The sequence below is a fragment of the Paraburkholderia bengalensis genome, from assembly GCF_037126505.1.
Lineage (GTDB): Bacteria > Pseudomonadota > Gammaproteobacteria > Burkholderiales > Burkholderiaceae > Paraburkholderia > Paraburkholderia bengalensis.
Window position 1 is genome coordinate 1 of sequence record NZ_JACFYJ010000112.1, and the last position, 21,691, is coordinate 21,691.

Consider the following 21,691-nt stretch of genomic DNA (forward strand, 5'->3'; position numbering starts at 1 on the left):
GATGGTTGATCGGTGCAAGCTGTCTGGGCCGAACAAGATTGACCTGATCGGCAATCGCTCGCATAGACGCGGAAAACCAGTTTCCACACAAGCTGGACCCGTTCAAGACGTTCGGCAGAAGCAAAGTCTACGGCGCTTTTCGATGTGCAACGGTCGTTCGTCCAGAATCTTCGGTTGGCAAGTATTAGCAGATGCTAGAGTCTTCAAATGACCGCTGGTGATATAGATATACTAAGCGTTAATATTTAAACGGAACGAATGCTCCGCTTATTCAAATGCCGGAGCAGTCAGTATCAGTATCCACGATATGGAAACCACGTGTGGGCAGCGTTCCAACGACTCTTCTGATGAGGCCACGTGTATTCGCTAGTATCTGCGAGAAATAGCGTTGGTAATGAATCATAGAGATGAAAATGTTTGGCCAAAAAAGTCCTCGGAAAACCAGAGTTATCTGCGAATATTTTTCGCATTCGCGTAGCAGCCTCATCTTGTGAGATTTGATCAATGTCCGGCCAAGGTAGCTCACCTCCTTGCCGGTATTCCTGAAACATTCTATAAAACTCTTTGTCGACATCGGATCGGCATCTGGCTAGGAACGCCTCTTTGAATCGATTCCGTTCTTTATCTGATGTGTCCGACGGCAACCGCTCAAGCGCAATAGAGACTATTAGTTCAATACAAGCATTTATTTTATTTTCCGTGAATAAATCAGTCCCATCGACGGAAATTGGTCGGCTTTTCGTTGGATAAGAATATGAATTTATTCTGAAAGAGAACTTATAAAACATCTGAAATTGAGAGGGGGCACTTCCGGTTCCCTTTATGCCCCCAAAGATGTCCCGCCAAGTTCTTACGGCATCCTGTGAGACACCGACGTTGCAACCATGTATGTGGACCTGTGTGGCGGAATGCGACCTACCTTGCAGGAGGCCACTTCTAAGTTCAATACGAAGAAAATCTTCAGCTTCCAGTAGGTTAACGACTCTGATCGTTTCGCCGCCTTCCCGCAGGCGGCCCCTGATTTCGCCGCCTGCAAATGTTCCGTGGCAGTAAAAATGCACCTGGCCCACCGTCGCATTGTCGTCGAGGGCCAGCTTCTGCCTCATGATTTCTAGGGCATCTCGCACGCACAGGACCCAGTGGCGCTCTTCGATGTCAGAATGACGTATATGAATGTAGGGCCAGCAGTTCCACATTGACTTATTGCCTTCTATGTCGTTCACGTCATCCAGGCTCGGATTGTCAGGGCGGTCTGAGTAAACGTGTACGAAAACAAATGAAATCTCGGACATATGCGAGCTAATTAAGAAGTGTTGGCAGGCGGTATATTGGCTGTGCGGATGGGAATGGGGCGCTAGGGCGAGTTCGTTTGGATGTCAACCTCGGCGGGCGTACCAACGGTGAGGCCCAGATTTATCGCGGTCTGATCCGTCGGATTCTTGATGACCACAGAGGACGGGGCTCCGCCCTGCTCAAGGACCTTGTTCTCGAGTGCAAGCTTTTCAACTTGTAGGCGAAGCTTTTCGATCTCTAATTGTTTTAATTCAAGATCAAACTGCCGCTGGATCTCAAAATAATCCTCCGCTCCAGAACACACGCCGAGAGAAGCGTCCGCGTAAACACTGGACGTCGGAAGAGTGATCTTCCAGTCTCGAACTTCACATTCAGCAGGTAGACCTGTCGGGCCTGCAGTTGGGCGCCACTTTCGCAGTTGATCGGCGATATTACTCACAACCTCATTGATATGCTGATTCAGTTCAGCAAGATTCTTCTGGTAAAAAACACCCCGCGCCAAAACTTTATCTGAGCTGGAAAGCGATATGGGGGCAAAGGCTTGCGCAATTTCTGCCTCGGCGGCAAGCCAATCGCCTAGCTGGTCAGCAGGAGAAATGCCACGCTTTTCGGAACGATGGTATGCGTTCCATTCAACCAGTTGCTTGCGCATTTGTGGCGAACCTTGCCACTGCATTGTGCCGTGGTATTTGACCGGTATCGCATTTGCGTATCTCGTTGCCAATGCGGCCTTTGCCGTCCAAGGATCGGCACCGGCAGCCACTGCACGTCCCACCAGCTGCTGTGGCGAATATGGCAGGAACTGGTACAAGTACGTGAGGAATGGGCTGTCTTTCTCCGGAAGAATCTCATAGGCCCAACGGAGGGCACCAGCCTCGTCCGTTTCAATCCATCCGGGTGACGGACGGGTGTACCGCAGCATAGTGTCTCTAAATTCAACACGTTCCTCGTCGCTGATGTACTGTCCCGAGTTATAGTCGCTTTGGGACATTGCCGCATCCCAGAGCGGGGCGGCCCACATTTCTCGAATTATCCTAATTGGACTCTTTCCATGCCTTTTCGTAAAATCCTGAACCCATTGACTTGACCTGCATTTTTCGATTAGCTGACCCAATGTAATCCAAGAGTGCGTTGAGATCGTTGGCAGCAACGGCGGAACTCGGCCCAATGGCTCTGCCGCGTCCGGATCAGTGTATTGGCACGAATCGTTACCCAAGTATGTCTCATTTAATAAGGGCTCGGCCCCGAGAATTACAAGACTTACATCATACCGTACTAGCTTGACTTGATACTCTTGGAGAATCTGATAGTAATTTAGATTTAGCGTATGTGCTTGATTGACATTTCTTATCCGTCGCGTCGTCTTTGATTCTGAGCCTGATTCGCGAGATACAGCGATTTTTACTTTGCTTGTTCCCTTTCGCTCGTTTGTGGCCTGCTTTGACTGCTCCTCAGTCTGCTTCGCTAATTTTGACTGGCTGTTTCCAAGGTCCTCCGACCATCCCCCTGCGACCGACACATTTACTCCGAATCCACTGTACGATCCCTTGGCATCGACGTATTCATGCGTCTTCGCACTCTCTTCATTTCTGGCTTCAGAGCCAGCCGACGCCGTGGATTTGACATCGGTTAGCTGGCGATCCTCCAGCGTGCGCTCGTCCTCCGCGATTCTTTTATCAGTCTCCCATGTTTTAATTTCGAGGGTGACCTCCTCGTTTGGAGCAAGGGAAATCGAAAAAACGAGTTCACCTAGCCCGTACCCAGACGGCGTCCAGTCCTGGCGATACTTTTCCATCACGAATAAATCGAGGGGATGACTCTCCTCAAGGTCCGGGCCTTCTTGAGAACGGTGGACGATGTAACCATGCGGTAGCGACGCGTCATAAAGCTTATGCAGATTGCGGCTGTACACGCTTTCGACGCTATCTACATCCTTGAGTACCAGTTGTGGGATGGAGGGTGCAGGGTTGCAGACCCGATCGAAAATAAATGGGGTGATTCGCTGATCGGACATTCCACTCTCCTCCATGTACTTGAGTATGCCGCACAAAAATACGCCGGCCGCGGCCAGGCTTGTTGACATACGTCAAACTCGTCACGCGCATGGCAACTTCCAGACGGCAAGTGGGCGCCGTCCGCCCGCATCGCCGATGACATCCCCCTACAATGGCGCGCGCTGCGCCGCCATCTGCTGCTGACAGACAGGACGAGGACCTCGTGATCTCATAGTGCACTCGTTGTAGGGGCTGGAGGAGTTGAACTACATCCTCGTAGTGACGCACCGCGTGGTGGCCGTTCGAACGGCGTATTTCAGGGTGCAGCCGCCGTCTGGATTTCCGAGCAACGGTGCGGTCGAATGACGCTTATTGGCGTTAATTGCCAATCGGTGTGCAATCAATGAAATCATTGCGCGAACTGCAACACACAGCGGACACGCGAGCTCAACAAGTTGCGCCACCGTGAACGACGTCCGCTTCCGTGTTTCGCGAAGGGCCGCGTTCAGGACACCACTACAGAGTGCCGATCCGTTGAACCCGTCGTCCCGGACGTGGGTGATGTTGCCGGCGGGGTCGTGCAGATAATGTTCAGGTGGCGAAATCGAATGCGAAACGGACAGGACATCGAACCGCGCAAGACGTGCGACGCAATTCAGTCATCGAGGGACGACGAACGGACGGTTTCACGCTAAGCTGATTCTGTTACCGTGAACGTCACGGTCGCCACCAAAACTTTCACTGGGAACGCTTCACCGGAGGCGGATATGGCAGACAAAGCGCAATATTTCACTGCGGTAACCGGGCTTGTCTGGCCATTCCTTATCGCGATACTTCTCTTTCTATACCGAAACGAATTAACTTCGCTCATTCAGGCAGCTGTGGCACGAGTTCAGCGTGGCGACGAGATCAAAGTTGGCATATTGACCATAGGACAAGCGGTCGGTCAGCTCAAGCTGCCGGTTCCTGGACAATTGATGACGGATGACCATATAGCATTGATCCATCGCAGTTGGCGAGTGCCGGAAAAGGACTCACGTTTCGGCGGCCAGCGTATGTACCAAATTCACGTAATAGTGTTCGGCACGGAGGAAGCCCTTCAGCGAATCGAATATGTTGTGTACCGGCTTGAGCATGCATACCCCAGACCGGTTCAGGTTGGCGGCCCCTTGAATACAAACTTTGAACTGAAGGAACTGGCGAACGGTTACTCTCTAATTCGCGCTGAAGTTTACGTCCGCGATCAGACAGAGCCCGTGCGCTTGTCTCGCTTTGTCGACCTCATGGATCAATCCCCGCCCTTGAAGGGCACATACCAAACGATGGCGATGTCGGAATGACGCACGACCATTAGCCGCAGTCGCTCTTATGCGCTGCTGGAACGGCACGTTACTTCGCAACGGGTGTGCAAAAGCGGTCATTGCTTAATGGCTGCATTGGGGGAAGGTTCAACGGGCGGTTTTAGCTGAGATGCTTCCACAGGGCATATGGCAGGTTTCGGAAGTGGACCAGCCGTTCTAACAACAGCTATGTGGAACGGGCGAGCGGCAACTATTGGCCGTTAATTGCCAATCGGTGTGCAATCAATGAAATCATTGCGCGAACGGCAACACACGACCCTCTCCGGTCAGACGGCCGTCTCCAAAGCGGTCAGTCAGCCAAATCCGGGTTTCGCGAAGCGGAGTGCCGATAAGCGGCCGTTGGTGACCTCACCCGATCGGCCAAAAGCCGCCCTTCGAAATGTGGATGTAGATGGTTGACAATCGATCCCTAACGAATTTTCGGATCTATCTCTGATTATCTTGATTAACATCAAGTGAATGGGTGCGCGTTCATCAATCATTCATCCATTGTGCACTGGGTTGGTTCCCGCAAGCGCCGATTACGCGACTGGAAGCACGCAATTTACAAGACATACGTACGTACGGCGGGCCAATTTTTTTGCGCTGAAACTCTTATCCGAGCAGCGAGGAGAATGCATCGTGACTTCAAACTTCAATTGGCTCTCGACAAGACTTATATGCGCAGCGATCGAAATAACTTTCATTACTGCCGCTGAGGCGAAAGGCCTGTGCCCGGGTGACCCTGGTTATGACCCGACTCATGGAATACCTCCCATTTGCGTAGGTACACATACAACAGTCGAAAACCGCCAGACGTCTTTCACATTTCATCCGTCATATTTGATTAGTCGGGTCATATATGCTCCACCCGGCAGCACAAGCGGGCATTCGCAGTCGTCGGTAGCGTATGTCACTGATACGACTCTTGGATCTGTTATCTCCTCGAGTCAGTCATTTAAGCAGGGTTACTCAATTTCGTATTCATACAAAGCGACGTTCGCCAGCGCAACCGTGACCTACTCCATCGACCACACAAGTGGGGACACGCAATCGGCCGAGGTCAAAGCGTCCAATTCAGTGGGTTTCACGTTGTCTGGCCCGAACCTAGATGGCGTTCATCACAACTGGGATCAAATCGTGCTGCTTCTCAGGCCTGTGGTCACCGGTGTCCTCAGTGAACAGGTGACCGTGACAAGGGAAAATGGCGAAATCGTTAAAGAAGTCCCCCGGCCTGGACAAGGCTCAGTTTCATAGACGGTCGGTGGAGACTCGTCGACAAGAGAATATCCAGTATTCGCAGGATATTTTCGGGACGGTCAGATGCCCGAGAATATCGCTAACGACCTGAGCACATTCGGAGGTGTCACCGCGAGTGATTACGCAAACATACTTGCTGCTGACCCCTTCGCCAGTGTCGGTGATGACACGGGTGAGAGACCCTTGCCACCCGCGCGCTATGTGTACACTGGTATATCTTTGCCGTACCAAGAAGCACCAGCCGAGGCACCTTCGTCGGGCACAGAATACGATGTGTCAGACGAAAATCTCGATAAAAGTCAACATGCGGAGGAGTCGTCTACGTCGTTCAAGGTCGAAGCTGGTGCTGGCTCGGAAAAGATCGGGTCGTCCGTCAAGGCTATTGGTCAATGGACGTGGACGAACAAATGGTCATGGGAGACTAGCAAGGACTACAAGGCTACCGCAAAAGTGAAGTTCGGCCCTCCATCTTCCGGATATTCCGGAACGACGTTATTCGATGTCTATGAGGATATGCTGTTTCACACATTCATGTTTCGCAGAGCCACTCCGGCAATCGCTGCCCAGGGGCTGCTCACGGACCAATCCGGTCACCCGCTCCCTAACGAGAAAATCCGCTTCATTATTGGAATGCAGACTCTAACGACTTACACAAATTCCCGGGGCGAGTATAAGATTCCGTTGAGGATTCAACACCAGGGAGTTGTGACTGCAAAAATAATCGCCCGCGGCCGCGAAAAGAAAATGCGCGTACCAATTTCGCTGCACCAACCGGCGGTACTCGACCTTCGCATGTAGTGGCATGTTGTCTTCGGTTTTCGCCATAGTCCCTACTTCTAGCAGCGCCTGAGCGGTAGGCAACGGAAGCGCCAAATGACCGCTTTCAACCAAATTGACCGACCGCTCGGGGTCGGGCTGCGTCAGCCCGCTCTTCAAATTCATCGCCGGAAAGCGGCCAGTGGAATTCCGCTTCCCGGAAGCGGCCAGTCGGCAGTGCGTACTCACGACCCGAAGTGGACCGCAGATATGCTGAGACGGATGACCGCAAAGCTCTCAATACCGGTCCCTCCAAGCCGATCAAAAGAAACGATAGCTTGCATCGACGCCTCGATGTTGCGATATGCGTGCTGAAACAACATCTTCGAGCGCATCACACGCCGCACGGATGTTGTCGGGCCGAAGATTCGTTACGCTCAAAAGTAGGCCGTTCCTCGCGAGCTCTGTCCGCAGGTACCACGCAGACAGCGCTGACGGTGCAAGATTTTGCTTGCGCGCGGAATGTACGATTTCCAGGTCATCGACGCCATCAGGCAACTTGACAATCAACCCCAATCCCGATTCCACGACCTCCGTGAATCGCTTTCTGAGCAGTTCAACAGCGAGATGGCGGCGCTCAGCGTAGACCTTCTTCATGTGTCGGAGGTGGCGCATGAAGTGTCCATCTGCGAGAAACTCCGTTAGTGCCAGCTGTGTCGTCCTATTCGGAGCAGGTGCCATTACTGAAACTGTTTCGACAACGCGTTCGGCCAGTGCGCGCGGCGCGACGACGAAGCCGAGACCCAGCGCGGGGCTGATTGTCTTACTGAATGCGCCGATGTGGATCACGCGTTGCGCGCCATCACCAGCAGCCAGGGCGGGCGCCGCCCGTCCGACCAACTGTAGTTCGCCCAGGTAGTCATCTTCGATGATCCAGGCATCCTTTGCTTCAGCCCATTCGAGCAGGGTACGTCTTCTCATCGGCGAGAGGGCGACGCCCAGCGGCGCATGTTGGCCGGGCGTGACCAGCGCTAACGCGGCATGCGAAGCACGAGCGATGCCTTCCTCGACACGTAATCCCTCGACGTCTACGGAGATGGGGGCAACCGTAAGCCCCGCCAGCTCCAGAGCTTTCCTTCCGATCGGATAGCCCGGTTCTTCGATCCACGCGGTGCGACCGTGAGCTCTGAGCGCGATCAGTGTAAGCATCAGTCCGTGACGGTATCCACTGGTCACAATAACTTGATCGGGATGGCATTGAATCTGTCGGCTGATGGCCAGGTGACTGGCAATCTGTGCGCGCAAGTCGCGCTCGCCGCGAGGGTCGGCGTAGGTCGTGTATCCGGTCGCGTCCGCACGGACAGCCCGCGCTCGCATTCGAGCCCAGACCTTGGCGGGAAATGCATCGTGAGCCGGTACGCCCATCTGGAACGGTAGTGGCGCGCTCGAATACGGTCGTGTAAAGGCATCCAGTGGCCCATCGAGCGGAATCTCGGTCGCGGTTGGCGCTGGAGGAAGTTGCGCGCAGACGCGTGTGCCGGCGGAGCCTGCGCCGACCACTAGCTTCTCGGAAGCCAGCCGCTCGTAGGCCACCAGAATCGTTCCGCGCGCGACGCCGAGCTGCGCAGCGAGATCCCTTCCAGAGGGTAACCGTCTTCCGGGTTGAAGACGGCCGTCGACAATCGCTTGCCTGAGGCTCGCGTAGATCTGCTCGCCAATGGGCGCCGCCGCAGTACGGTCTATCTCGATCGCAAGCGTGGGCATAGTCTTTGGCTCAGTCATTTCGCCAATTCTTGGGCCTGTTGTCCGTAATCTCGGGCTAGTAACGTCGCGTTATGTCATGAGTCACGCGCGAAGGGGAAGTAACCAACCCGCGACCGTGACGCAAGAGACGTTATTTTATGGCCAAACGGCAAAGGACGAAGATGACACGCTTGAACTGGAGCGAGATCGCCCCGGACGGCGCGAAAGCGCTTTTCGGTGTCCATCACTATGTGACCAAAAGCACCAACCTGCCCGAGGAACTCATTCATCTCGTGTTCCTCCGTGTTTCACAGATTAACGGATGTGCCCATTGCATCGACATGCACAGTCGCGATCTTAGAAAGACGATGTCCATCGACAAGGTGACGCTGGTGCCGGTGTGGGACGAAGTCCCGCACCTGTTCTCCGATCAGGAGCGCGCCGCCTTGGCTTGGGCCGAAGAGGTGACTCTCGTCAGCGAAACGCATGCTTCAGATGAAGCCTATGCGGCGGCCTCGGCGGCGTTCTCGCCGAAGGAACTTGTCGACCTCACGATAACGATTGCCGCGATGAACGCCTTCAACCGTCTCGGCGCCCCATTCCGACTCCCGGTCGCCGCCAGGACGTGAGTTCACAGAGGCATCGGACGCCGACGCTATCCAACTAAATCCGCGCTGTGTCGTCAAGCCAATGGATACGGTTAATTGCCGCAGCGGCTGCTGAAAATACATCAGCCAGTTGCGACCTCATGTAGAAGAGGCGGGGCAGATACCGGAGGTCATGTGCACCCGCCGTTTCCAGGCTAAGGCTCGGTCCATAGCGTCCGAGCCAATCGAATCTGACCGGCGGTCATCCGCCAGGAAATGGTCACTCTCCTGGCGTCTTGTGCGGCCGCTTCTGGGCCGCGTGGAGGCAATGCCACCTAAGATCTGCTAACCGAAGACCGGCCATTGAGCGAGGGCGGACGAGGCCTCGGTCAGCCAAACTGGACGACGACCTCGACCGGCCGCTCATGCGATTCCGGCCCGATGGAAGCCGGCCCGGTGGCAGAATCAGTGGCACAGTTTTCATCTTCTTTGAAATGCGACACTACCGGCAACGGAGGCGCAAGCTCGAGCAGAAGCGTTGCAAGAATCCACGGGCGAGTTGGCTCGCCGCATATGTCCAAGCCTGCGAGTGCCGCCGGCCCCGAATCAGAGCAGCCAATCCTGCTTGCCGATCTCCCCCCAAATTATTTTCCGGAAGCCAATTTGCCCGCCAACCGGTTCCTTTCTTCAAGAAGACCGTCATACATTGAATACACTTCCTGCACGTGTGTCAGAAGCGCCTTGAACGAGTCCTTCGTCATCGCCTCCTTGCCGCGTTTTACCTTCGCATGCAATGCGTTCTTTTCCGACGTCAACCTCGCGATGAGTGCCTGATCGTCTTCGGCCTTCCGCTGTTGCTTCTGCGTTGTCTTGAGTTCCTTGATCTTTTCCTTCAAGTCAGGGTAGCGGTTGTAAATCAGCGAATGCGATACGCCGCACCGTGCCGCGACGGCGTGAATGGTGATGCTTTCGCCGGTCTCACGCATCCCGCGTATCGCCTCGATAATCCTGGTTCGTGTGTCCGTCATCGGGCATCCATCGTATTCGACTCCTCTGGGGCGAGCCGGTAAATAATCCTATTCGCCGCAAACAGATTGTCTTCTAGGGACTGCCGGAACGCTTGAAACTGACCTCGCGCCTCGTTCGGCATGCCGTCGATCCGTCCGATTCTGGCCTCGCAATTCGCCTTAATCGCTCGCCAGTATGGCAGATGCTTCGGCGTGGCGAAGTACGTGTCGCAGTACAGGCAGTGCGATGGATCGGCGGCGTTTCTGATCTTGCAAGATGGCCCCTTTGTACAGTAGCCATGCGGCAAGCCGCGGATCGACTCGCTATGCCGGGTTGTAAAAGTAACGACATCCTTCACGTTCCTGAAATGCGGCTGTTGCTCTGTTCCAAACACTTCATCGCTCATTCCGCTGTTCAACGACGCCAACATCCTCGCGAGTCGTTCGCCACCACCGCCGGCAACACGACCGGCGACCACAGACTGAACAATATCGTTGACTGATCGGCCACTCACGAATGTCTCAAAGTGCTCGATCACGCTCCTCAGTTCGTTGAGCGATTTGAATCCGCGTTCGGCATAAACGAAGGTCATCGCGCGATGCAGATGCTTGAACTGATACTTGATGTCGTCAAGATCGCCCAGTCTGTTCGCGATAATGAACCAGGCGAACGTATGTCGGAACTGGTGGGCTGTCAGATTGAAGGGGTCTCCGACGCGATACGGTTTCCCGCGATTCCCACTGTTGCCCGCCACCGAGCGGTAATTGCATTCCATCTCCTCCAGCTGAACCATATCAGCATCGGTAACGGGAATACGGTAATGCGAGAGGTTGAGCGCGTGTATGCCGTCGCCGCCTTTTGTATAGCGAACGAAGTTCGCCGTGAAGACGGTCAGGCGCAAACCAAATAACCATCGATTGGCCAGCCCGTGCCTGAATATGTTCTTTTCGTCTTCAGCGAGGTGTTCGCCGTAGTGCTGCTGGACCAGTCGAGCGCGTTCATAGTAGAGTTCGTTGACCTTGGAGAGCAACGCCACTGCGCGCCATGCTGGCTCATTGGCGATCCAGTCGAGGCTGATCGCATTGTCGTCCGTCTTGGACAGCATGCTCCTCACATAGAAAACCGTCTCACCGCCTTCGGTCCGCCGGCCTGCACAACCCGTCTTGAGAGCACCTGCTTCGCCATCCCGCATGCCAGTAAACGCAAGAACCAGTGCGTACGTGTGCAACTGGAGATCACGGAAGTATTCGTAAAGAAGGCTCTTCAGCCGCCTTGCAGCCTTTCTCGCCGTCGAATAGACGGCTGCCGCCGGATCAACGCATTTCGCTGCGACGATACCTTGATGTGTCTCGCGAAAAACAGCGGCAAACTCGTCAAACTTGGCTTCCGCCTGCTCGACGTACCCGGCGGCCTCGGTAATCACACGCTTCATCACACCCGTCGGAATGATTGCATGCCGAAGCCGGTGTTGCGTTTCGTGGCGATCGATTTCCGGCAGCGTCAATTCGTTCACGAGTTCCGCGAAGTCACTTCTGACAACCAGCGCATACATCGACAGGCACTTCAGCGCATCGCGGGCCGACTTGTAGCAGGACGTGAAGACCTTCGCATTCATACCGCCGTCTTCTTCGCTGTCCATTAAAAAACCCAGCAAGATCGTGCGCAACTTGAGCGACGGGAGCTGGTCGAGCGTCCGGAATGACTTCAGTCCACGTCGTGCACAATAGCCAGAGAACCGCGCCAATGGACGAATGCGCAGCGTTACGGATAGCCATTTGTAAGGCGTGCCGCCTTCGCGGGCACCCGAGTGGAGCAGGAGGAGCATGAGGGCCTTAAGCTCATAGTCGTATTGCAGACTCCCAGTCGCAATCACCAGTCCCTTCTGAATTCCCTTCTGGCGAAAGTCCTGCCCGCCGAACGGATAGACGGCCCGGCGCACGCTGATCACTATAGGCCCAGACGATCTTGTCGCGAAGAGAATCAATCTCGCTGGCCGAGAGGTCGTTGATGGAGATCCGGCCATTCGCCGTTGAAATGGCGTCAATGAGTTCTGCGAGATCTGTTTTCATACACTGCGTTCCTTAGCCGTTAGACCCGTCGTCGTGTCCGTGATAGCAAACGCCCAATCCGGGTGCATGCCTTTAGCCGCCAGCAACGCCTGGCCTTTCTCCGTGACACCCGGCGCAATCTGGTTCAGCCTGTCGAGCATTTCCGCCACGCGGCCTTTGAGAATCGCGATATTCATTTGCTGGTCCTCGGTAACATCGCCTTCCAGCGCAGACGATTCCATCGATTGCAGTACGTACTCGCGATAGGTCAACAACCGCCAGACGTGATCAGGATCGGCAACGAGGCGGAAGAACCTGCACCAGATGCAGCTCAGAAAATCCGCACAGAAGCGCGCAGTCGCGCCTCTTTCGGCAAGCAATCGCTTGTGCTCGAGTTCGTACCGGGCCGCCTCGTCATCACGACCAGTCGATGCGCACTCGCCCGTCGGCGTGTGCTGCAGCCGGACCTGCGGGTCTGTGACGATCACTATTCCGGCCGCGATGTCCTTCCCGCTGAAGTATCTGCGCATGGTGTCTACGGCATTGCCCAACGTGTACCTGGACTGATTCTCGTCGATCCGGTAGTAGTTCGATTCGAACGTCCTGAAGTCATGCTTCGCGGCAGCCTCATAGTCGCGCAGGTTCTTCTGCACCTCCCGGTACAGGTGATTGACGCCGCCTTTCCGGATTTTCGTCGAATCGAATGTCAGGGCACATCCGCGTCTGGCGAGCATTTCGGTGACCACCTTAGTCGCGGCCATGGACAGCCGTTGCGCTTCGCCCTTTCGTTCAACGAGAAACACGAAAGACCTGTACGGATTTTCGTCGGGCAGCGAAGCTCGCAGATCCGCTGTCAGGTTGTCCCGGATATGCAGAAGGTCCGCCACCGCGCTGCGCATCGCCGATACATTCGTTGTGGGATCGTGGAAGGTATACGCATCCGACCGGTAGCCAGCCCGCGCTTTTCGAAGGACCACGGCAACCGCACCCGGATTCAGCGGAGTCGCAGCACGAATAATGTCATCACACTCGATCCCGAGAACGGGAGACAGATTCCACCCCGTCTTCAGCAGAATCCGGGCGAGAAGAAGCGTGATTCTGTCCTCCCGCGTGGCGCTCTCGTCGTCCAGCATAGCCTCGATGTGGTATGCAAGTTCGCGGCACTGCTCGGCCGAATAGAAGTCCTCCGTATTGAGACGCCTGAGATGCCTCTCCGTTCGACTGGTCGTGATCGGATACGCGTCGACGACAGTGAAGCCGTACCGCTCCAGAAACCAAATCAGGCCTTTCCTGTAGGTGTACGCAGTCTTTGTAGTCACGGTTCCCGCGCGAGCGGCATTCTGCAAGAGTGCGAAGATCGTTTTCTGAAGCCTGTGTCCCGGCAGATCGAATGCTCGCATGCCGTGCTTCCGCAACCCGACACCGAACTCCTGTACGAGCTGCTCCCGAAACATCACGAGGACCGCCTTCAGTTGCGTGTATTTGTGATACACCGTGCGCCAGCCGAATGGTTCTTGAGGCAACGACGCTCCGAGGCCGGCAAGCAGCGCCACGAGATCATCGTAGAGGGCGACAGAAATCGCTCTGATGGGGGCGAAGTCGCAGTAGATGGGACGCGTCGAATAATCGTTTTCAAAAGCTAGCTGGTATGCCTGAAGTTCCTTTCTGTCGCGTCTGGCTGTCGGGAACAGCGTGTCGACCATCTCCTTGACCGGAGACAACTGATCAGCGGTGATGCCGTCTAACCTGTACGCTTTGGAAAGGAGATCACAGCCATTCTCTGCAAAGACGACCAGACCCCGAGTCGTGACAGCGTCACGCGCGCATGCTGGCAGCGCAGAAAGAACAACGGGCAAGCCACGCTGCAGACAAGTGAGCACGTCGCGAACAGTTGCCGCCTTCCTGTCTTTCAGCGGCTTGCTTCCTACGATCGCCGCAAATCTTTCAACGTCCTGGAAGACCGGTTCGGACAGTGTGAAAAGCTCAGTGAGATCTACGGTGTGCCCGAGCACATCAACCGTTTTCCGCTTCCAGCGGAGCGGGTCGTGACGGGCAAGCAGATCAGTAATCGCCGCTGCCTGCTGCCACGTGCGAAGCTTCTCCGTCATCTCGTACAATTTCGGATACTTCGTGAACGCCTCAAACCCGTCGGTGACCAGCCACCGCCTGGCACGGCTGTCTGCAATGAGCAGCGAAAGCAGGGAGTATGTGTCGTGTTTACGCTTCATACCAGACCAGCGAGACCGTCCCTCCCCGTCGATCGCGAGGATATGGCGCTTGTAGGTCAACAGGAATTCTGCAGATACCTGATACAGTTCAGAGATGTCCGTGTGTCCCGCGCGAAGCTGCAGAAAGCACGGAGGCTTGACGCCCGGCTCATTCCGGTGCAGTGCAATGACCTTGTGAAAGGCGCCGGCCACATCATCGTGATACGCCACATTCCCGCCGGATCGATATGTCGCACCTATGAGGTGGGCCCACGCGTCCTCATCCTCGATGGCGTCAACTCCACGTGTCGCAAATTGCTCGCGAAGCACGCCCGGAAGACGCGCCACGACCCTGCTCAAGGCGGGCAGGAGGTGCGAAAGCGCCGTTCGTACCGTTGCTGGTGACCAACCCCATCGCTCCGGGTCTTCCCCATATCGCTCCACACCGGCTCTAATGTCGGCGGCCAGCTTCGGCGAGATGTTTTCGGCATGCGTGAGACGGATTCCATCGCCCCTGAAATCTGGTCTGACCGCGGTCATGTGTCAACCTTCGTTGCGACTGCTTCGGACTCGAGCGCCGGTCGCAGATCCGCGAAAATCTGCGTGACCCAGTCCTGCATCTGGCTCTCGAACGTTACAGACCTCGCGAAGTTGAGGTACTTTTGCGTCGTCGAGAAGTTCGCGTGACCCATCAGGCTCATCAGCTTGTATTGGATAAAGCCGAGCGGTAAGTGCTTCTCGAGCATGAACCTGGAAAGCGAGGTGGCAAAGGTAGCGCGTAGATCGTGGAACGATCTGGCAAACCTGATACCGCGCCGGGCAAGTTCTCGCGCCACGCATGATGTGACATTCGTGAGCGACGCACTGTTGATCGCATTGCCAGAACGGTTCAGAAACAGTGGACGACTGCCGTCCGCTCCGTGGACCAGGTCCCATTTGACAGCGCGCCGCATCCGCTCCGCCGAATTCCTGTACTGCCACAGCGCATGCATCAGGAAACGTGGAAGCAGTACCATTCTCTCCTTGTTGAACTTACCAGTAACCCGCACCGGGAAGGCCGTGATCGACGATAGCGTAGGATTCACAACGGCACTCTCGCAAAGCGCCGTCACTTCGGATGCGCGCAAACCGCAGGCAAGCGCGAGTTCTGCCCAGAGCTTGCGGGTGTCAATGCGCATGTAGTGACTATCGAATAGCACCTTGAGCTCTTCGGCCGTATACGGTGTCAGCCCGTCGTCCAGTGCCGCCTTCTTCGATCTGTATTTCTTAGGGATCGCGAGATCGGTGGTCTGGATCATTAGCGCCCTCTCGTCCTGAACAGTGCTGAACAGCAGATCGTACTCGCCATCTTTCCGCGGCTTCCTGACGGCAATACGTTTGTACAGAAATGGAATACGGTCGATACGTCGCATCTTGTGCGCCCACTCGTAAAACTGGCGAACATGATTGACGTAGAGGTTGGCTGTGTCTCGCGAAACCTTGCCTGCCTCGATGTCACCGATCAGGTGAACACGGTACCGGTAGGGAGGCAACCATGCATTCGCGCGGTCGCCATCCGCGGCTGCATAGACCTCGCGCCAGTCCGTGTCGGTGCGGTCAAGCCACGCGAGAAATCCCCGGAGAGAATTGGCGATGCTCTTCAAGGTCTTCAGCGAAACACCACCATTCGGATTACGATTGCGGGAGGTCTTTGGACGTAGAAACTTGCCTCGATAGCGATGTTCCATGAACAGGTTCATCTCGAGCGCATCCGGCAACCTCGCTGCGCAATAAAGCAGCGGAAACCCGTCGACGACATGATCCCTGTGAAATCGCACCTGGCGGACCGTGACATCGGCGCTACCGGCGTCGAGCGACGTGAGGCCATCAAAATAGGGAAGATCTCCAAGGTTCATGCGCACAGGAACGACGAGGACGCTTGAGGCAACAGCTTCCGTGCGGGATGGATTGCTGTGATTTCTTATCATTCCATTTGTCGCCTTAATTTTTTGTCTTCTCATGTCGTCATCGCCAAGCGGGCCGAGACGGTAACACTCGAACCTCAACTCGACAAGTGCCGTTAGCATATAAAATCCGTAGATGGGGTTACGAGCCTGGTTCCCACGACGTTTATGATTTCCTTCACGCGCGCAGATGACGCCTCTTTTTCAAGACGCGCACGAAGCCTGCCTTGTGGCTGCAACTTCCACGAATCGGCGCATGCTCGCATCCGCTTGCCGTCGCGCACGCCGTTCTCAGGCGTTCGGACCAGCGTGCCTCGCCCTATGGTGGAGACAACGAACTGAGAGGCGAGTGAAGGCTTTGTGATGTGGATCTCGACCGGCAGTCCACTGTCCTCAACAAACATCGCGACCTCATCCAGCATCGCATGCAGGAAGTTCGCAGTGCTAGGGTTCTCGACACGGAAAAGTTTGCCGGCGATGGACACGCCAAAACCAAATCAGATCAAGGGAACGCCCCGGGGCGCACTGTCCATCACAAAGTCGAGGAAATGGACGGGATTCCCGCTTGCTTCAGATACCAGATGGACGTGCCGAGAACAAAATGCTATGCCGGCGGCTCGTGCACATCTCGGACGGTCGTTCGTGAACATTCACTTCGACAAGTGATGAACAACTGAAATGGTGGCGTGAACGCATTGCGCATCGGGCGGATAGCGGCCAATTTCGGCCATTTGACCGAGTTTCGCTGTTGACATTTCAATGTCTGATTCACTCAGTTCAACGACCTTTCGTGCGCCTGCTCGTCCCCTGCCTTGCGCATGCAATTCGGGATTGCGGACCACCGGGACTTTCTTCAGCGTGGCATTTCGGCAATCTTTTCGAGTAGACACACTAGTAAATCTGAGGCTGCGCCCTTTGGGCAGTGCCCGTCAAACCCGGCCGCGATCCCCGCAGCTCATATGGCGACTTCGTCCTAGCGGCAAGACCTACAATGACGATATGCTGCGTTCGCTTGTCGTGACGCAACTGACGTGCGACTGCAATCCGTCCATGCCGGGCATGTTGATGTCCAGCACCGCGATCTCAGGCGTCCAGGCCGCCATGCTGCCTTTGCATAAAAAATGCAGTGAGGCGACATTTTCCTCGATGGGCAGATCACAGATCAGGAGAGACCGTGATGGGAACTGGAAAGCTTACACCGCCCGCAATACTCTTGGCTTCGGCGGTGGCCATCCAAATCATGATACCGTCGGCCGCAGCTCAAGGCATGTCGCCAGACCAGTCAGGCAAACATGCCGAGACATCCGCCCACTGGGACATTTCGGGCACCTGGCGGTTCGTCTCCAACAACTCAACCGGCACGCTGACATTACAGCAGGAGCCCAGCAAGCTGCGCTGCAAGAGACTCACTGGCATCATGGATGTGCCGAACGATTACAGCAACGTTGTCGGACTTTACTGTCCTTCCGACCTGCACATTTATATCGGACGGTACAAACAGGGAGAATTGACGCCTTTTCAGATGTACGAAGGCCACGTTTCAAACTCTGGTCGGGTTATGGCCGGTAGCTTCTTCTATTGGGGCAACGAAGGACCCGGTGATTTCGCTGCAGCGCCATTCTTAGGCGAACGTCAATAAGAGGCAGCTTACGGGTACCCGAGAACCCTGACATGCCGCAAACCTATGGAGAAACATTGGGCAGCTGTACCCCTGGAAACAGCCATTGAGGTTGCGCCAGTCTAGAAGACTCTTCAGGGTCGCAAGCACGCGTTGACGACCGGCCGTTTTCGGGAGCGGAGCATGAGTGGCCGCTTTGCGGCGATGACCTCGAAGCGCCGACGGCTCAGCCCGACCCACTCCGGTCAGACGGCCGTCTCCAAAGCGGTCAGTCAGTCGAATCAAGGTTTTCGCGAACTGGAGTGCCATAAAGCGGCCGTTGGCGACCTCACATGATCGGCCAATAGCGGTCGTCCGTTCGCAATGTTGCCTGAGCATTCGTGTGACCGCTTAACCTCATATAGCGGACCCGTAGCCGATCGGGCCCGTACGATCGCGGGCGCGAGACAGGCATGTATCACTGCGAACGGGATTCTTGTGTTTGCTTGCGTTCCGCGACTGCGCGGCAACTCGCCACAACGCGTGAAATGAGGGCACGGCGCAGACTGGCGACTGTCACCGTCTCCTCCATCGTTCGCAGAAGCTGGCGGGCCATGGATGCATCGCGGCCACCCGCGGCGAGCCGCGATGCAATTTGCCTTTGCTGTTCGACACAACGCCTGGCCAGCGCAACATGTTCGTCAGCGCGCCGCAGTTCTTCAAGCTCCTTTTGCAGATCCATGAACGCGCCGGCACCGCTGTATGCATCCCATGCCCGGACGCCGATACTGCACAAGTTGATGGGTGACAGTAAGCACGTACGCAACCTCTCGCAGAACCGCGGGCGGAATAAGCGGCTGCATCTCCGCTATCACTGCATAAACCGACCAGTCGGACGAACTGCCCGCATGCGGTGCTCCTGTGGGACAGGAGCGTAGAGTTCTCTGCTTCGGCGCCGCTCTTACCTCGGCAGCACAGCGAAGCGACAACAGTTTGCAATGCGTCTTGCCCAGCTAACGTGACTGTCTTCCCGCTCTGACGATTGCTGTTTCCAGCTGCTTCTCGGCCGAATCAAAGGCGCTGCGGATGACAGGCAGGGCGCCAGGCCACAAGCCGGCCCCTTCTCTGCCCGTAAAGCAGTGCCTCGAAAGCCGCTCGCTCCAGCACCGGATCTACGTGCTGATGAGCACGGAGATCGTACGCGAAAGCGCGCTAATGATGCTGCCTGGTGTCATGTCGGCGCGGGAGCACGTCGCCGCATTCCTGCTCAATATCTCTACGCGCAGGCAGCTGCGCGGCTATATCGGCGTCGCGGTTTAACCTGCGCATGACGCGCGAAGAGATTGGCAGCTACCTCGGCACCACGCTGGAAACGGTCAGCCGCGCGCTGTCGCATTTCCAGAAAGTAGGCCTGGTCCACGCAACCGGTGAACAGATAGAGATTGTCGATATCGAAGGCTTGCGCGCCGTGTAACGCTACGCTTCGACGAGGATCTTTTCGAGCGGCACCTGGGCGGTGACGCTGACGCCATTGCCCGGCCTGCTGTCGATCGAAAGGACGCCGCCTAACTGCAGCATCCGCTCCCGCATGCCCACCAGCCCGAACGCGTTGCCGCGGACGGTACAATCGTCCGGCAGGCCAACGCCATCATCCTCGACCTGGAGACGACAATATTTTCCATCCGTCGAGAGCGTTACCAGAACAGTATTTGCCCGAGCATGTCGCGCGACATTGGTCAGGGCTTCCTGCGCGACGCGAAACAGTGAAATAGCGGCGATGTCGTTCAGCCGTAATTCTTCCGTTGGGAGCTTGCAGCGCGCCGCGACACCATACCGGTGCCTGAATCCGTCCGTCATCCACTCAAGGGCCGCCTCAAGGCCGAGATCGTCAAGGACGGGAGGCCGAAGGTCTGCCGCAATGCGTCGTACCGCCACGGCCATTGCATCGACCTGACCGGAGATCTCGCGAGCCGATTGCAACAGTCCGGGTGCGCTACTGCGGATATGCGGGAGCAATTCGGCTTCGTGCAGTGCGAGTGTCATTTTCAACGCGGTGATTTGCTGGCCGAGATCATCATGCAGTTCGCGTGCAATGCGCTTCTGCTCGTTTTCCCGTGCCTGCTGCACCCTGGCTGAGGTCGCAACGGCGCGTTCGAGTTCCTCGAGCCTCCGGCGCTCACTCATGTCGCGGGTGATCTTTGCGAAGCCGAGTAATTTGCCGCTCTCATCATGCACGGCAGTAATCACGACGTTGGCCCAGAATCGGCTGCCGTCCTTACGCACACGCCATCCTTCATCTTCGGCGCGTCCATGAGTACCGGCATCGGCCAGCAGCCTTTCGGGTTTGCCGGCGGCGAGGTCCTCCGCCGTATAGAAGACAGAGAAGTGCTTTCCCACGATTTCATCTGGAGAATAGCCTTTTGCTCGCTGGGCGCCCGGGTTCCAGCTCGTCACTTGGCCGGCCGGGTCGAGCATGAAGATCGCGTAGTCCTGCACTGCTTCGACGAGCAGCCGGTAACGGTGATCGAAATCAATGTCACTCAGATTGCGGAAATCGCGCCAGTCGGGTGTTCCTTTCGGCATGGAAATCTCCGTGCATCCGGACCACGGTCCTGACGCGCTGGGTGGTGGATCGATCGTCCCCGCGTGCATGCCGGTCGCTGCGGGCGCAGATGCGGCGCATTCGTAGGGTGCTTACGAAGTGCCCAGTTGTCGTCCGGAAATAGATGCGTCAATTCTGGATCATATCGAGCAGATCATTACTATGTTACCTCCTGTCATTCAAGAAGCACTGGATGGTAGATAGACTTACCGATGATTGGTGGCACCGCATAGCGCCAACAAGGTCGAAGTCGCTGCAGGACAGAAAGCACGCACCGAAGCGTGTAGTCCGCAGCTCGATATCACTGAACTGGTTTGGCTTTCCGAGGAGTTAAACCATGAGCACCGATGAACTGGAAATCCAGGATCTGCTTCATATTGAGGCGGTAATCGCTCGCCTCGATAACCTCCACCTGACGGCCTGTGCTTCAGGACACGGATTCATCACCGATCCCGCCTACTGGCACAGACGGCTGCAGGGCGCGTGCGCCGCGGCCAACTCGACGCAGATCATCAACAAGAAGCAGGATCTGCTTGAGCGTCTGTCGGCGATATCGTCCCGCGCAGGGAGACAGCATGCCTGACACCACCATGATCCGGTACAGGGGGTATCGCCTTCTGCCGCTCGCTGCGTATGAGAGCGGCGAATACGTCGCGATGTTTATCGTGCAGTCGCCCGACGGCAGGGAAAGGGCATCGACGGAACTGGGCAGTTTCAGGAACCCGGAGGTAGCCAGGCGGTTCGCACTTGAGCGCGGTATGGCCGAGGTGGACAGCGTCATGTGCCGTAGCGGATCAGGTGCGGTGAGGTCCTGACGGTGCCCGACGTGAGGGGAAGACATGATAAAGGTCTTGCTCGCAGATGACCATGCGGTGGTCCGCGATGGCTTGCGCCACGTCCTGCTCCATGCCAGTGGCTTCGAAGTGGCGGGCGAGGCGTGGGACAGTGCGACGACCATCGAGATGGTGCGTGGCGTTGCCGCGCAGGTGCTCATACTGGATCTGTCGATGCCCGGGCGGAACGGTATCGACCTCATCAGGCAGATCAAGGACGAGAAACCGTCCCTGCGAATTCTGGTGCTGACCATGCATGCCGAGCACCAGTATGCAGCGCGAGCCTTCAAGGCGGGCGCATCAGGTTATCTGACCAAGGAAAGTGCCAGCCGGGAGTTGATTTCCGCCGTGGCGAAGATCGCATCGGGCGGCGTCTACGTGAGCCTGTCAATGGCCGAGCGGTTCGCCCAGAACCTGAACGAACCGGCGGAGGCAATGCCCCATCAGCGGCTATCCGAGCGCGAGTTCGATGTCTTCAGA

Annotated in this window: 19 protein-coding genes and 1 pseudogene; 8 read left to right on the plus strand and 12 right to left on the minus strand. The window is 56.2% G+C overall.

Features of this window, described 5'->3' with window-relative positions; translation table 11 throughout:
- Positions 1-293: 293 nt before the first annotated feature.
- Both H3V53_RS36980 and H3V53_RS36985 read right to left on the minus strand, forming a co-directional pair.
- Positions 294-1,223, minus strand: coding sequence for a hypothetical protein (locus H3V53_RS36980; protein WP_336602061.1), 930 nt, complete (start codon positions 1,221-1,223; stop codon positions 294-296).
- A gap of 131 nt (positions 1,224-1,354) precedes the next feature.
- The gene (locus H3V53_RS36985; protein ID WP_336602062.1) at positions 1,355-3,376 is read right to left on the minus strand and encodes a hypothetical protein; all 2,022 of its coding nucleotides are present in this window, start codon (positions 3,374-3,376) and stop codon (positions 1,355-1,357) included.
- Positions 3,377-4,054: 678 nt separating this feature from the next.
- On the opposite strand from H3V53_RS36985, the gene H3V53_RS36990 reads away from it, so the two are divergent.
- Positions 4,055-4,627, plus strand: coding sequence for a pYEATS domain-containing protein (locus H3V53_RS36990; protein ID WP_336602063.1), 573 nt, complete (start codon positions 4,055-4,057; stop codon positions 4,625-4,627).
- 1,323 nt (positions 4,628-5,950) lie between these two features.
- A complete protein-coding gene (locus H3V53_RS36995) occupies positions 5,951-6,685 on the plus strand; it encodes a hypothetical protein (RefSeq protein WP_336602064.1) in 735 nt (244 codons plus the stop codon).
- Positions 6,686-6,964: 279 nt separating this feature from the next.
- On the opposite strand, the gene pdxR is transcribed toward H3V53_RS36995, so the two are convergent.
- A complete protein-coding gene (pdxR, locus tag H3V53_RS37000) occupies positions 6,965-8,407 on the minus strand; it encodes a MocR-like pyridoxine biosynthesis transcription factor PdxR (RefSeq protein ID WP_336602065.1) in 1,443 nt (480 codons plus the stop codon).
- A 161-nt stretch (positions 8,408-8,568) separates the two neighbouring features.
- On the opposite strand from pdxR, the gene H3V53_RS37005 reads away from it, so the two are divergent.
- A complete protein-coding gene (locus H3V53_RS37005) occupies positions 8,569-9,015 on the plus strand; it encodes a carboxymuconolactone decarboxylase family protein (RefSeq protein ID WP_035976122.1) in 447 nt (148 codons plus the stop codon).
- Between the two features lie 602 nt (positions 9,016-9,617).
- Here the strand turns inward: H3V53_RS37005 and H3V53_RS37010 are convergent.
- The 7 genes from H3V53_RS37010 to H3V53_RS37040 form a co-directional block, all read right to left on the minus strand.
- Positions 9,618-10,001, minus strand: coding sequence for a TetR/AcrR family transcriptional regulator (locus H3V53_RS37010; protein ID WP_336602066.1), 384 nt, complete (start codon positions 9,999-10,001; stop codon positions 9,618-9,620).
- On the minus strand, positions 9,998-11,806 hold the full coding sequence (locus H3V53_RS37015) for a hypothetical protein (protein ID WP_336602067.1): 1,809 nt from the start codon (positions 11,804-11,806) through the stop codon (positions 9,998-10,000). Before H3V53_RS37015 ends, H3V53_RS37010 begins: the two co-directional genes overlap by 4 nt.
- Before the next feature lie 13 nt (positions 11,807-11,819).
- Positions 11,820-12,050 carry a hypothetical protein gene (locus H3V53_RS37020; protein ID WP_336602068.1) on the minus strand — a complete coding sequence of 77 codons (231 nt, stop codon included), beginning with the start codon at positions 12,048-12,050 and terminating at the stop codon, positions 11,820-11,822.
- The gene (locus tag H3V53_RS37025; protein WP_336602069.1) at positions 12,047-14,776 is read right to left on the minus strand and encodes a hypothetical protein; all 2,730 of its coding nucleotides are present in this window, start codon (positions 14,774-14,776) and stop codon (positions 12,047-12,049) included. The genes H3V53_RS37020 and H3V53_RS37025 overlap by 4 nt, the downstream gene beginning before the upstream one ends.
- On the minus strand, positions 14,773-16,302 hold the full coding sequence (locus tag H3V53_RS37030) for a tyrosine-type recombinase/integrase (RefSeq protein WP_336602070.1): 1,530 nt from the start codon (positions 16,300-16,302) through the stop codon (positions 14,773-14,775). Before H3V53_RS37030 ends, H3V53_RS37025 begins: the two co-directional genes overlap by 4 nt.
- On the minus strand, positions 16,296-16,664 hold the full coding sequence (locus tag H3V53_RS37035) for a hypothetical protein (RefSeq protein WP_336602071.1): 369 nt from the start codon (positions 16,662-16,664) through the stop codon (positions 16,296-16,298). The genes H3V53_RS37030 and H3V53_RS37035 overlap by 7 nt, the downstream gene beginning before the upstream one ends.
- Before the next feature lie 165 nt (positions 16,665-16,829).
- Complete coding sequence (locus H3V53_RS37040) at positions 16,830-17,021, minus strand: hypothetical protein (protein ID WP_336602072.1); 192 nt, start codon at positions 17,019-17,021, stop codon at positions 16,830-16,832.
- Between the two features lie 335 nt (positions 17,022-17,356).
- Here H3V53_RS37040 and H3V53_RS37045 point away from each other — a divergent pair, with 335 nt between their 5' ends.
- A complete protein-coding gene (locus tag H3V53_RS37045) occupies positions 17,357-17,818 on the plus strand; it encodes a hypothetical protein (RefSeq protein ID WP_336602073.1) in 462 nt (153 codons plus the stop codon).
- Between the two features lie 436 nt (positions 17,819-18,254).
- Here H3V53_RS37045 and H3V53_RS37050 read toward each other — a convergent pair whose 3' ends face one another.
- Positions 18,255-18,518, minus strand: a complete 264-nt coding sequence (locus H3V53_RS37050) for a hypothetical protein (RefSeq protein WP_336602074.1) — start codon at positions 18,516-18,518, stop codon at positions 18,255-18,257.
- A gap of 398 nt (positions 18,519-18,916) precedes the next feature.
- On the opposite strand from H3V53_RS37050, the pseudogene H3V53_RS37055 reads away from it, so the two are divergent.
- Positions 18,917-19,250 (plus strand): annotated as a pseudogene (locus H3V53_RS37055) (helix-turn-helix domain-containing protein); the annotation flags it as partial.
- Positions 19,251-19,252: 2 nt separating this feature from the next.
- On the opposite strand, the gene H3V53_RS37060 reads toward H3V53_RS37055, so the two are convergent.
- On the minus strand, positions 19,253-20,359 hold the full coding sequence (locus H3V53_RS37060) for a PAS domain-containing sensor histidine kinase (RefSeq protein WP_336602075.1): 1,107 nt from the start codon (positions 20,357-20,359) through the stop codon (positions 19,253-19,255).
- A gap of 356 nt (positions 20,360-20,715) precedes the next feature.
- On the opposite strand from H3V53_RS37060, the gene H3V53_RS37065 reads away from it, so the two are divergent.
- The 3 genes from H3V53_RS37065 to H3V53_RS37075 form a co-directional block, all read left to right on the plus strand.
- The gene (locus tag H3V53_RS37065; protein WP_336602076.1) at positions 20,716-20,961 is read left to right on the plus strand and encodes a hypothetical protein; all 246 of its coding nucleotides are present in this window, start codon (positions 20,716-20,718) and stop codon (positions 20,959-20,961) included.
- Positions 20,954-21,193: a hypothetical protein gene (locus H3V53_RS37070; protein WP_336602077.1), complete on the plus strand. Its 240-nt coding sequence runs from the start codon at positions 20,954-20,956 to the stop codon at positions 21,191-21,193. Before H3V53_RS37065 ends, H3V53_RS37070 begins: the two co-directional genes overlap by 8 nt.
- 24 nt (positions 21,194-21,217) lie before the next feature.
- A partial coding sequence (locus H3V53_RS37075) for a response regulator (RefSeq protein ID WP_336602078.1) occupies positions 21,218-21,691 on the plus strand: 474 nt, incomplete at its 3' end.